Origin of the sequence: Paenarthrobacter sp. Y-19 (assembly GCF_029223985.1) — a bacterium.
Lineage (GTDB): Bacteria > Actinomycetota > Actinomycetes > Actinomycetales > Micrococcaceae > Arthrobacter > Arthrobacter nicotinovorans.
This window is the reverse complement of record NZ_CP119414.1, coordinates 2,109,821-2,121,928: the sequence shown is the minus strand read 5'-3', so window position 1 is coordinate 2,121,928 and position 12,108 is coordinate 2,109,821. Positions and strand designations below refer to the sequence as shown.

At 63.9% G+C, this 12,108-nt stretch carries 12 protein-coding genes; 6 read left to right on the top strand and 6 right to left on the bottom strand.

Annotation, left to right across the window (positions count from 1 at the left end):
* Positions 1-39 precede the first annotated feature (39 nt).
* A complete protein-coding gene (locus tag PYR64_RS09805; RefSeq protein ID WP_275779619.1) occupies positions 40-471 on the bottom strand; it encodes a hypothetical protein in 432 nt (143 codons plus the stop codon).
* A 177-nt stretch (positions 472-648) separates the two neighbouring features.
* On the opposite strand from PYR64_RS09805, the gene ettA reads away from it, so the two are divergent.
* The gene (gene ettA, locus PYR64_RS09800; RefSeq protein ID WP_275779618.1) at positions 649-2,331 is read left to right on the top strand and encodes an energy-dependent translational throttle protein EttA; all 1,683 of its coding nucleotides are present in this window, start codon (positions 649-651) and stop codon (positions 2,329-2,331) included.
* Positions 2,332-2,440: 109 nt separating this feature from the next.
* On the opposite strand, the gene PYR64_RS09795 is transcribed toward ettA, so the two are convergent.
* Positions 2,441-3,346 (bottom strand): acyl-CoA thioesterase II, encoded by a 906-nt coding sequence (locus tag PYR64_RS09795; protein ID WP_055972341.1) that lies wholly within the window; start codon positions 3,344-3,346, stop codon positions 2,441-2,443.
* A gap of 63 nt (positions 3,347-3,409) precedes the next feature.
* Here PYR64_RS09795 and PYR64_RS09790 point away from each other — a divergent pair, with 63 nt between their 5' ends.
* Positions 3,410-4,087: a hypothetical protein gene (locus PYR64_RS09790; RefSeq protein WP_018777843.1), complete on the top strand. Its 678-nt coding sequence runs from the start codon at positions 3,410-3,412 to the stop codon at positions 4,085-4,087.
* On the opposite strand, the gene PYR64_RS09785 is transcribed toward PYR64_RS09790, so the two are convergent.
* Positions 4,084-4,566 (bottom strand): globin, encoded by a 483-nt coding sequence (locus PYR64_RS09785; RefSeq protein WP_018777842.1) that lies wholly within the window; start codon positions 4,564-4,566, stop codon positions 4,084-4,086. The genes PYR64_RS09790 and PYR64_RS09785 overlap by 4 nt on opposite strands.
* Positions 4,559-5,257 (bottom strand): mechanosensitive ion channel domain-containing protein, encoded by a 699-nt coding sequence (locus PYR64_RS09780; protein ID WP_275779615.1) that lies wholly within the window; start codon positions 5,255-5,257, stop codon positions 4,559-4,561. Before PYR64_RS09780 ends, PYR64_RS09785 begins: the two co-directional genes overlap by 8 nt.
* Positions 5,258-5,344: 87 nt before the next feature.
* Here PYR64_RS09780 and PYR64_RS09775 point away from each other — a divergent pair, with 87 nt between their 5' ends.
* Positions 5,345-6,343, top strand: a complete 999-nt coding sequence (locus tag PYR64_RS09775; RefSeq protein ID WP_275779613.1) for an NAD-dependent epimerase/dehydratase family protein — start codon at positions 5,345-5,347, stop codon at positions 6,341-6,343.
* Here PYR64_RS09775 and PYR64_RS09770 read toward each other — a convergent pair.
* Complete coding sequence (locus tag PYR64_RS09770) at positions 6,340-6,819, bottom strand: OsmC family protein (RefSeq protein WP_055972347.1); 480 nt, start codon at positions 6,817-6,819, stop codon at positions 6,340-6,342. The genes PYR64_RS09775 and PYR64_RS09770 overlap by 4 nt on opposite strands.
* A 55-nt stretch (positions 6,820-6,874) precedes the next feature.
* Positions 6,875-9,436 carry an aminopeptidase N gene (gene pepN, locus PYR64_RS09765; protein WP_275779611.1) on the bottom strand — a complete coding sequence of 854 codons (2,562 nt, stop codon included), beginning with the start codon at positions 9,434-9,436 and terminating at the stop codon, positions 6,875-6,877.
* 130 nt (positions 9,437-9,566) lie between these two features.
* On the opposite strand from pepN, the gene PYR64_RS09760 reads away from it, so the two are divergent.
* The 3 genes from PYR64_RS09760 (at position 9,567) to PYR64_RS09750 (ending at position 12,039) form a co-directional block, all read left to right on the top strand.
* A complete protein-coding gene (locus PYR64_RS09760) occupies positions 9,567-10,571 on the top strand; it encodes a hypothetical protein (RefSeq protein ID WP_039241778.1) in 1,005 nt (334 codons plus the stop codon).
* A gap of 98 nt (positions 10,572-10,669) precedes the next feature.
* A complete protein-coding gene (locus PYR64_RS09755) occupies positions 10,670-11,152 on the top strand; it encodes a ribose-5-phosphate isomerase (RefSeq protein WP_026267179.1) in 483 nt (160 codons plus the stop codon).
* Positions 11,152-12,039, top strand: a complete 888-nt coding sequence (locus tag PYR64_RS09750) for a DNA-formamidopyrimidine glycosylase family protein (protein ID WP_018777835.1) — start codon at positions 11,152-11,154, stop codon at positions 12,037-12,039. Before PYR64_RS09755 ends, PYR64_RS09750 begins: the two co-directional genes overlap by 1 nt.
* Positions 12,040-12,108: the final 69 nt, after the last annotated feature.

Below are 12,108 nucleotides of genomic sequence, written 5' to 3'. Positions count from 1 at the left end.
CGGTACGCCCGTCGAGGTCGCCTGTGAATGGCACAATGACTAGGTGATAAGCAGGGGAAGCACTTCGAAGTATCGCGGGCCGGCGCCGGCGTCCACCACCAAGGTCCGTCTGGCGGGGTGGTCAATGCTGGTCGCCGCTCTTGTCCTGGCTACAGGCTGCACGGCCACACCCGGGCCTCCAACCACCCCGGTGGGGTCCACCGCTCCGGGCGCCAGCAGTGGCGCAAGCTCGCCCGTCAGCCCTGGAGCCAGCGCGTCCGCCAGCGCCGCGGAGGCCCCTTCCAACACTGCGGATCCAGCTGTGGCTGCAACGACATCAACCGTCGAGTCCACGTTTAAGAACCTTGTGGCCGGGAATCCCAAACCGGACAGGGAGGCGCTGCGTGCCGCATTGGTATCTGCGGGAATTCCCCAGGAGAATATCGAGGTATCAGTCAGCCGCACACCCACCGGCCTTGACGTTGACGCCATGGAAGCGGCCACCCTGGCCGGGAAATCCTGCGTTATGGGGCAGATACGCGATGGCGGCGTTGTGGTCACGGTGTTGCCCGTGCTCTCAACCGGAAAATGCTTCGTAGGAGACGCCCGCTAGTCCGGCCTCAGGCAGCGAATGTGAGTTATGTACGCCTACCCATTAGATTTAAGGGCATGGCGGAATTCATTTACACGATGACCAAGGCTCGCAAGGCCGTTGGCGACAAACTTATTCTGGACGACGTCAGCATGTCGTTCTACCCTGGCGCGAAGATCGGCGTCGTGGGCCCGAACGGTGCTGGCAAGTCCACCATCCTGAAGATCATGGCCGGTTTGGACACCCCTTCCAACGGCGAGGCCCGCCTGAGCCCCGGTTACACCGTGGGCATCCTCCTGCAGGAACCGCCGCTGAACGAGGAGAAGACCGTCCTGGGCAACGTCCAGGAAGGCGTTGGCGAGATCTACGGCAAGATCCAGCGCTTCAACGAAATCTCGGAAGAGATGGCCAACCCGGACGCGGACTACGACACGCTGCTTGATGAAATGGGCAAGCTCCAGGAAGCCATTGACGCTGCGGACGCCTGGGATATCGATTCCCAGCTTGAGCAGGCCATGGACGCCTTGCGTTGCCCGCCTGCAGACGCCGACGTCACCGTCCTTTCCGGTGGTGAGCGCCGCCGCGTAGCACTGTGCAAGCTCCTGTTGCAGAAGCCGGACCTCCTGCTCCTTGACGAGCCCACCAACCACCTGGACGCCGAGAGTGTGCTGTGGTTGGAGCAGCACCTTTCCCAGTACCCCGGCGCAGTACTTGCCGTCACCCACGACCGGTACTTCCTGGACCACGTGGCTGAATGGATCGCGGAAGTGGACCGTGGCCACCTTTACCCCTACGAGGGCAACTACTCCACCTACCTGGAGAAGAAAAAGGCCCGCCTCGAGGTCCAGGGCAAGAAGGACGCGAAGCTCTCCAAGCGTCTTAGCGAAGAACTTGAGTGGGTGCGCTCCAACGCCAAGGGCCGCCAGACCAAGTCCAAGGCCCGTCTTGCACGTTACGAGGAAATGGCCGCAGAAGCGGAGCGGACCCGCAAGCTGGACTTCGAAGAGATCCAGATTCCGCCGGGACCGCGCCTGGGCTCTTTGGTCATCGAGGCCAAGGACCTGAAGAAGGGCTTCGACGACCGTGTCCTGATCGAAGACCTCTCCTTCTCCCTTCCGCGCAACGGCATCGTCGGCGTGATCGGTCCCAACGGTGTGGGCAAGTCCACGCTCTTCAAGACGATCGTCGGCATGGAACCCCTGGACGGCGGTGAGCTCAAGATCGGCGAGTCCGTGAAGATCTCCTACGTTGACCAGTCCCGTGGCGGCATCGATCCCAACAAGTCACTGTGGGAAGTAGTCTCCGAAGGCCACGACTTCATCCAGGTCGGCCACGTGGAAATGCCCTCACGCGCCTACGTTTCGGCGTTTGGTTTCAAGGGCCCGGACCAGCAGAAAAAGGCCGGTGTCCTCTCCGGTGGTGAGCGCAACCGCCTCAATCTTGCACTGACGCTCAAGCAGGGTGGCAACCTCCTGCTCCTTGACGAACCCACTAACGACCTCGACGTCGAAACCCTCAGCAGCCTGGAAAACGCGCTTCTCGAATTCCCGGGCTGCGCCGTGGTGGTCTCGCACGACCGCTGGTTCCTGGACAGGGTGGCAACGCACATCCTCGCCTATGAAGGTGACGATGAGAACCCGTCCAAGTGGTACTGGTTCGAGGGCAACTTCGACTCTTACGAGGAGAACAAGGTGGAGCGCCTGGGCCCGGATGCCGCCAAGCCGCACCGCGTGACGCACCGTCGCCTGACCCGCGACTAACCACCGCCGCTGGCAGTACAGAGCAGCTGGCAGTACAGAACACAGGAAGGCCGGTCCCACGGGACCGGCCTTCCTGCGTGTGATTCCGAACTGCGTGAGCGTCCGAACGCTATGGAATCCGCACCATACCCTCCTGCGCCACTGTGGCAACATGCACGCCGTCGCGGTTGAAGATCCTGCCCGTGGCCAAACCCCGGGCACCCTGGGCGCTGGGGGACTCCTGCACGTAAAGCATCCATTCGTCCACCTTGACCGGCCGGTGCCACCACATGGCGTGGTCCAGGCTGGCTACGCTCATGCCCGGCGTCATCCAGGACAGACCGTGTTTGCGGAGGATGGGCTCCAACAGTGTGTAGTCGCTGGCGTAGGCCAGGGCTGCGATGTGCAGTTTGGGGTCGTCAGGGAGCGGACCCATGGTCTTCATCCACACCGCATTGGTGGCCACATGCTCGCTTGGCGGGGATACGTAAAGCGCGGGGTCGATGTGGCGGACGTCGAAGGGCCGCTCGGAGGACATGTGCCGGGCCAGCGGGTGGTCGAAGTGGGACAAGAGCTCGGCTGTGCTTGGGAGGGTTTCCGGATCCGGGATGCCTTCGGGCATGGTTGCCTGGTGGTCCAGGCCGTTGTCCTCCACCTGGAACGAGGCGATCATCGAAAGGATCGGGACGCCGTCCTGGTAGGCGTGCACGCGGCGGGCGGAGAAGGAACGGCCATCACGCAGCCGTTCAACGCCGAAGGTGATGGGCTTGTTGGCATCCCCGGGACGCAGGAAGTAGCCGTGCATGGAGTGCGCCACCCTGTCCGGCTCCACGGTGCGCATGCCGGCCATCATCGACTGCGCCAGCACCTGGCCCCCAAAAACACGGTGCCGGGGCTGCTTTTGGGACGGACCAAGGAAGATGTCCTCATTGGTCCGTGCTCCGTCGAAGTCACCGAGGTCCAGCAGGCCGATAAGCACTTCCATGGGGTCTTCTGCGGGTGCTTCCACCTGGAGGCCAGTGTTCGTCTCAGTCATGGTTCGACTTTAGACGCCACCCCGACCCCTCTCAACCGGGGACATGCCGGTAGAGTCGATCATGTGACAGACGTCTTGACCCAGTCCTTCCGCTTCGCCGATCCCCGCGACCTCGCCGATTTGCGGACCTTCGCCACCCGGGCAAAAAGCATCGACGACGGCGCTATCCGCCTCCAGGCGGCAGGCAACGTCCTCGCTGCCTATGTATGCGTCCTGCGGCCGCGCATTCTGGGTGAATCCACGCCGACGATCCTTGGCTTGAGGACAATGGCGCTGGCTGAACCGGCTCACGCGGATGTCACCGTAACGCTCGCGTCCGTCATGGACCGTTTGGCCCGCTCCGGTGCCGATGATGTGGAACTTCCCATCCCGCCGTCGACCGTTTCGGAGTCATGGGCCGGAGTTGGTGCGCCACGCAGCGGCTGGGAGGCGCTGGGGACATTGTCCGACGCCGACCTCAAGTCAGCCGCGGAAGCAGGCATCGCGGAGGTGGCCGGCGTCATTCCGACCGCGGCAGGTGCTGCGGTGGTCAATACTGCAAGGGCTGCTGTCTGGGGCCGTGAGCTTCCCGACGGCGGGGGCCTGCCTGCCGGGTCCGCGTTTGCGGCCTTCGCCCTTGGATTCCTGGGCGATGGTGCGCAGCAGGTCTTCAGGAATGGTCGGTGGTACCGGCTCAGCGGACCCCGCGGCCATGTGCTGGTACGCACAGGCGCGGGGCTCGGCCTCGGTTTTCCGGGCTAGTTCCGGGGAGCTGCCGAAGGGCTGTTGACCATGGTCAGTGCGGCCCGTTCCATGTAGTCCCACAGGGTTCCCTCATGAAGGGGCGACAGGTCCAGAGCGTCCACGGCCGTCCGCATGTGGAACAGCCAACGGTCCTTGGCTTCGGGAGTCACTTGGAAGGGCATATGGCGCATGCGAAGACGCGGGTGGCCGCGCTCCTCGCCGTAGGTGGTGGGCCCACCCCAGTACTGTTCGAGAAACATCAGGAAGCGGCGCTTCGCCGGCCCAAGATCCTCTTCCGGGTACATGGGGCGCAGGAGCGGATCAGTGGCCACACCGTCGTAGAACACGTCGATGAGCTTCACGAACGTTTCATGGCCGCCGACGGCGGCATAGAAACTGTCCGTGTACGCAGGCTGGCTGAAAGGGTCGTTTTGCATCAGCTGGCGTCGGGGACCCGCCTGCGCCGGCTGGGGCTCCCCGCCTGCAGTGTTACTCATTGGACTTCTCCTCGGCGTTGGTGACGCGCGATGCGCCAGCTGTGACGGGCGCTGCTGAGGCGCCTGGTTCGTCGCTGTTGTCGGGTGACTCCAGCGGCACGTAGTCCCCTTGGGAACGGTTTCCGACCCTCAGGATCTCACCGTTCCGCAGGTACCAGATGGCTCCGTCTTCCGCGCGGACGCGGGTGATCCTCAGTCCAACCGACTCAACGGTACCAACCACTTCGCTGGTGACGATCACGTCGCCGATCCCGTACTGGTCCTCGATGGTGATGAAGATGCCGGCGAGGAAGTCGCGGATGAGCTGTTGGGCGCCGAAGCCGATGGCGACACCCAGGATCCCCACGCTGGTCAGCAGGGGCGCGACGTCCACATTCATGAACTTGAGGACGTAGATGATGACGATCACCACCACCACGACACTTACCAGGCTGGTGAGCAGCGAGCCGATGGTCTCGGCGCGCTGGGAACGCCGCTCATGGTCCAGGGCGCGGATGGCGGGCTGGACCCATTTGAAATGCGGCTTCTTGAAGAAGGAACTGCCGGCAGATACGCGCCGCGTGATGCGCAGGATGATGAAGCGCGCCACGATCCACACCAGCAGGCCGATGCCTACGGTAATTAGGATCGAAACGAGGTCGATCTTTTCGGGTTCGATGTTGATGGCTTCCGCAAGGGGGATAAAGGTCAAAGTGGAATAACTCCTTGTGGTCGGCCCGTGTTCGCCGGGCGCGGAACACTCTGTCCACGTTTAACCCTAGCGCCGTAGCGTGACGGTATGCGCATCCTGGTCCTGGGCGGCACCGCCTTCCTGTCAGCAGAAATCGCCCGGCAGGCCGTTGCCGCCGGTCATGACGTCACCTGTTTTGCCCGGGGTACTTCATCCAACCCGCCCGACGGCGCCACGTGGGTGCGGGGGGAGCGCACCTTGGGTGCCGCGGCCTATGCGGAGGTGGCAGACAGCTGGGACGCGGTGGTGGACGTTTCCAGGGATCCGGTCCAGGCACGCGAGGCCTTGGAGGTGCTGGGACCTGTCGCGGAACACTGGACGTTCGTCTCCAGCTGTTCGGTGTATGCGGACCACTCAGTACCTGGCGCGGATGAAAGCGCGGCCCTGCTGGAGCCGCTGCCGGAGGGGCATACGGCCGGCCCGGAAAGCTATGGCGAGTCCAAATCAGCCATCGAGCACCTGACACTGGGCCTGGTGGGGGAGAAGGCGCACATCGTCCGGTCCGGACTCATCGGCGGCCCAGGGGACGGTACGGACAGATACGGCTACTGGCCGGCCAGATTCGCTGCGGACAGTGACACGGTGTTGGTTCCGGACATTCCCACCGCCGCAACCCAGATCATTGACGTCCGGGATCTCGCAACCTGGATCCTGCGTTCGGCCGAGGGCGGGCTGACGGGAACGTACAACGCCTTGGGCGATGTTGTTCGCTTCGGTGACTACATCACCGAATCCCAACGGATTGCCGGGGCCGAAGAGAGTGATGTTATCCGTCCCTCCGAGCACTGGCTCGTTGAGCAGGGCGTGGACTACTGGGCGGGACCGGACTCACTGCCCTTGTGGCTTCCCCCGGGGCACGATGGCTTCCAAGCCCGCTCCAACCGTGCTGCCCGGGAGGCGGGAATGACATTGCGCCCATGGCAGGAAACCCTGGCCGCCACGCTTGACGACGAGCGGATGCGGGGACTGGACAGAGAGCGAAAAGCAGGCCTTGGCCGCAGGACCGAACAAAGGCTCGTGGCGCTCTGGCGGGAGCTGCAGCGTTAGGCCGCGGCCGCCGTCGTGATCGGTTCATGGAGGACCGGGAAGTTGACGCTTCGCGCAATGAAGCAGACCTGGTTGGCCTCATGGTGAAGCTGCGGCATCAAAGCAGCGTGCGCGGCATCCACGATGGTGACATGGGGCCGGAGCGTCACATTCTCGAATTGCCCGCTGCCGTCACGGTTGAGTTTCATGAGCCCTTCGGCGTTGTCCTCATAGCCGGTAACCACCACTCCGTGCTTGACGGCCACGTGCAGGAAGGACAGCATGTGGCACTGCGAGAGCGCAGCAAGCAGCAGTTGCTCCGGGTTGTAGCGCGTCCGGTCGCCATGGAACGTGGGATCGGCCGACCCCTTGAGTGTGGGAAGTCCGCTGATCTCGACGTCGTGGTCCCGTGAATATGAGCGGTATCCCGCTGTGCCCTCTCCGAGGTTCCCGGTCCAGCGGACAGTCAGCGCGTAGTGGTGTTCGTTCAGGCCCATGCGGACAGTCTAGTCAGGCACAACCGACTGTCCGCATGGACCCCGCGGGCTGGTCCTAGACGTCGGCCGCCCTGGCGCGAAGGGCGCGGGCCACTCCGTCACGGTTTTCCAGCATCATGCGGCGCAGGGCTGCGTTTTCTTCGGGAAGTCCGGCCAGGAACGCGTCGGTGCGGTCCACCGTAGCCTGCGTGGTGAGCTGGGCCGGGTAAAGCCCCACCACGATCTGCTGGGCCAGTGCGTGGGTGCGTTCCTTGACGATCCCGGGCACGGCCTGGAAGTACTTCTCCGCGTAGGGTTCCAGCAGGGAAGTGTCCGGGACGCGCATGAAGCCTGCCACCGCTGACGACTGAAGTGCGTTGGAAAGTTCTCCCTTGACCACGATCGACTCCCAGGCCGCTGCCTTGGCTTCCGGGGTGGGAATGGCCGCCTTGGCCTGCGCGGCAGCGTTCTGGCCGTTGGAGGTGTTGTCGCGGGCGAGTTCTTCGTCGATGCGTTCCTGGCCTTGGCGTCCGCCAGCCACCAGCGCGGTCAGGAGCTCCCAGCGCATGTCCTGGTCCACGGTGAGCCCTTCCAAGGTTTCGATCCCGTCCAGGAGGGCTTGGAGACGGTCCAGTTGTGCCTCGCTGCGTGCCAACTGCGCGTAGGACTTGGCGAATTGCAGCTGGGCGTCGGAGCCGGCTTCCACGCTCGAAGCAAGTTCCCAGAGCCTGTCCGCTGCTGCGATGGTGGTCGCGGCTTTATGTTCTGCGGCGACGTAGTAGGTCAGGGTGGTGGCGAGCTGGCGGAGCTGGACCAGGATGACCGAAGAGTCGGTCTCGTGGGCAATGTTGGCCAGGATTAGGTCCACATAGCCGCGGGCCGGGGTCTCGCCGTCGCGGGCTGCATCCCAGGCTGAGCCCCACACCAGGGTGCGGGGCAGGCTGGCTGCGAAGTCCTTTAGGTGTTCCTTGGCTGTGGCGAGGGAGTGCTGGTCCAGGCGCACCTTTGCATAGGCCAGATCGTCGTCGTTGAGCAGGATCAGGTCCGGGCGAGCTTTGCCCACCAGTGCGGGCACGCCGGTCCTGGGGCCGTCGACGTCGAGTTCTTCGCGATGGGTGCGTTCCAGCTTGCCTTCGCCGGAGAGCATGTAGAAGCCGACGGCGAGGCGGTGCGGACGCAGGGTGGGTTGCTCATCGATGGCGGTCTGCTGGATTGAGAAGGCAGTGATGGTGCCTTCAGCATCGACGGTTACCTCGGGTGCGAGGGTGTTCACGCCTGCCGTTTCGAGCCAGAGCTTGCCCCATTGGTCGAGGTCACGGCCCGAAGCGGCTTCCAGTTCAACCATGAGGTCTGCGAGCTCGGTGTTTTTCCAAGCGTGCTTGGCGAAGTAGGTTCGGACACCGGCCATGAACTGTTCCGGGCCTACCCAGGCCACCAGCTGGCGAAGTACAGATGCGCCCTTGGCGTAGGTGATGCCGTCAAAGTTGACCTCGACGTCTTCGAGGTTGTTGATCTCGGCGAAGATCGGGTGCGTGGTGGGCAGCTGGTCCTGCTTGTAGGCCCAGGACTTCTCCACCGAAGCGAACGTGGTCCAGGCCCGGTCGAATTCGGTGTTCTCCACGGCAGCGAGGTGCGACATGTATTCGGCGAAGGACTCGTTGAGCCAGAGGTCGTTCCACCAGCGCATGGTCACCAGGTCACCGAACCACATGTGGGCCAGTTCGTGCAGGACAGTGATGGCGCGCCGTTCGATCTGCGCGCCGGTGACCTTCCCGCGGAAGACGTATCCTTCGAGGATGGTGACGGCACCGGCGTTTTCCATGGCGCCGGCGTTGAATTCCGGCACAAACAACTGATCGTACTTCTCGAACGGGTAGGGGCAGCCGAACTGGGCTTCGAAGAACTCGAAACCCTGGCGGGTCAGTTCAAAGATGTTGTCGGCGTCGAGGTACTGCATCAGGGATTTGCGGGCGAACACTCCCAGGGGAATGACCCGGCCGTCGGAGCTGGTGACCTCTGAACGGACCGACTGGTAAGGCCCTGCGATCAAGGCAGTGACGTAGGAGGAGAGCCGGGGAGTCGGCGCGAATTTCCATACGGAGCGCGCGCTGCCATCTACGGCGGCAGGAGCCTCAACGGGAACAGGAGTGGGGGAGTTGGAAACAACGTCCCAATGCGCCGGCGCCGTGACCGTGAACGTGAAAGCCGCTTTCAGGTCGGGCTGTTCAAAGACGGCGAACATGCGCCGGGAATCCGGAACCTCGAACTGCGTGTAGAGGTATGCTTCCCCATCCACGGGGTCCACGAAGCGGTGGAGGCCCTCGCCGGTGTTCATGTAGGGCGCATCTGCCACGATCGTCAGTTCATTCTCAGCAGCAAGCCCCGGCAGCTGGATGCGGACGCCGTCGGAGACCTCCGCTGGGTCCAGGTCAGTGCCGTTCAACGTCACGCTGTGGACGGTGTGCGTGATGGCATCGATGAACGTCGAGGATCCCGCCTCGGCAGAAAACCTGACCACGGTGGTGGAGCCGAAAACCTCCGGGCCGCGGGTCAGGTCCAAGGTGACGTCGTAGGAGTCGACAGTGAGCAGTTCGGCGCGGTTCGCGGCTTCATCGCGCGTGAGGTTCAGGCCTGGCAAAGTAGTGCCTCCGGAGATCGGGATGACCGGCCGGTCCGCCGGCCGCTGGTATGAAGTTATTCTTTCACTCCCACGACGGAAGGCAAGGAGTGGACACCACAGTGTCGCTCCCACGGAGTAGCGTTGGAATATGGGATCGATCCGGGAAAACCTCGACGTCCGCGCTTTAAGGTTCGCGGTGGCCTTTCCTCTGCTGCTTGCCATCGGCTTCGTGGTGTGCGCCCAAATGCTCCGCAATGATCTCCCCAACCCCGTGGCGGTCATGTGGAGTGCCGACGGCGGCACGTCCTTCGCGCCGTTCGGCGCCTATGTGGCAGTCGGCGCGGCGCTCATCACTTTGTGCGGTTGGGCAGTGTTCCTGCAGGCTGTCCCGATTTCCCGGCCCGTGATCATGCGGCGCGTCATGATGGGTATCGGCCTGATGGTCAGCCTGTTCATCACCACGGTCCTGGCGGCCGGCCTGGTGGGCCAAAGCGGGGCTGCCGACGCCCGCGAGTCCCATGTCGACCCGATCGTGCTGGCTATGGGCAGCGGAGCCGCGTTGGCCCTTGGAGTCGTCATGATGTTCGCTTTCAAACCGGACCCCCGGTGGACGCGGGAAGATGACGTGGCCCTCCAGAAAGAGCTGCGCCTCCTGGCGGATCCGGAGCTGGCCCACGACAGCCTCAGGATGTGGGTCCACGCCCGCAGTTCGGTGTTCGTCATGATCATCGTTTCGGCAGTGTTCCCTGCTGCTTTGATTGCGGTCGCAGTGCCATGGCTCGGCGCCCTCGTGGCCGCGGCGGCGCTGGTTGGTGCCTGTTTCCTGTTTGCCAGGGTGCGGGCGGACAGGGGAGGCCTGCAGGTCTTCGCAGGAGGCATCGTACGGGTCCTGACCGTTCCCGCCGTCGAGATCGCCGCGGCTGCTGCCGCGGAGGTCAAAGCCGCCGACTACGGCGGCTGGGGCTGGCGGCACCATGACGACGCCACCGCCATGCTGGTGGGAAGCGGCCCGGCCGTGGTGGTAAAGAAACTTAACGGTGGCCGCGTCGCTTTAAGCGCAGGTACGCGTGCCTCAGCCGACAAACTTGCCGGAATTCTTAACAGGGCTGCCCGTCGGGCCCACGATGACGGGCAGGCCCAACAACCGCGGTAGCGGTAACCTAGGTAGCGCATCCCTCAACGCCGCGCCCCGGCATGTGCTGTGCCGCTGCCCAGTGCCGAACCGGCGCGCCAGATAAGAATGGACTTCCCGTGACTACACCCCGCGTCCACATCGCTACGGACCACGCTGGAATGGAACTGAGCGCCCACTTGGTCAACCACCTCACTGCGAAGGGCTACGAAGTAGTGGATCACGGGCCCAAGGAATACGACGCACTGGATGACTACCCGTCGTTCTGCATCAACGCCGCCCTTGCGGTCGTCGCTGACCAGGAGGCCGGGGTTCACGCGCTTGGCATTGTCCTGGGTGGTTCGGGAAATGGTGAGCAGATTGCCGCCAACAAAGTGAAGGGTGTCCGCGCAGCCTTGGCCTGGAACCTCTCCACCGCAAAACTGGCCCGGGAACACAACGACGCCAACGTCGTTGCCGTCGGTGGCCGCCAGCACACTGTGGAAGAAGCCACGGAGCTTATTGAAGCCTTCCTGCAGGAACCGTTCAGCAACGACGAGCGCCATGTCCGCCGCATCGGCAAGATCGCCGTGTACGAAACCACCGGCGAAATCGTCCAGTAGTGCCGGAAGGACATTCGGTCCATCGGCTGGCCCGCCAATTCCAGGATGTTTTTGGCGGGCAGCGCCTGGAAGTCTCCAGTCCCCAAGGACGTTTCGTGGCCGGCGCAAGCCTGTTGACGGGACACACCTTGGAGGAAGCAACGGCCCACGGGAAGCAGTTCTTCCTCCGCTTCGACCACGGCCTGTTCCTCCACGTGCACCTTGGCCTGTACGGAGCCTGGAGTTTTGGCGGAGACAGCACATTCACTGGTTCCTCAAGCATTGGAGCTCCGCGCCGCATCGGTGAGCGGGAGAGCGGTTCAGGCGCGGACGGTGGTGACTACGCCGGTCCGCCGGAGCCCGTGGGTGCCGTCCGCGTCAGGCTTGTCTCAAAACACGGCTGGGCTGATCTTCGTGGTGCCACCACATGCGCGGCGATCACTGCTGCCGAGGCGGAAGCCGTGCTGGACCGCCTGGGGCCCGACCCCCTCCAAAACCGGCCCGGGGACCGCGAGGAGTTCATCGCGCGCCTGCGCCGGCGCAAGACCGCTGTAGCACTGCTGCTGATGGACCAGTCCGTGTTGGCCGGGGTCGGGAACATCTACCGCGCCGAAGTGCTGTTCCGGCAGGCGGTGGACCCATGGACGCCCGGAACAGGTATTGACGTCGAGACCGCAGGCCGGCTGTGGGACGACACAGTGGCAACCATGTCCGACGGCGTCCGCGATGGCCGGATTGTTACGACACCCCCGTCACTCTGGACCGGCGGCGGCGTCTTGGCGCCCGACGCCGATGCCCACTTTGTCTATAAGCGCGAGGGAATGCCCTGCCGCGCTTGCGGGACGCTGGTGGGTGTGACGGAAATCGGTGCCCGCAAACTCTATTGGTGCCCCGGCTGCCAGGTCTAGGTTTCTGCCGGATCCGGACAGAAACAAAGCTGCACAGAAACGATCCGGAACAGAAACGATCCGGAACAG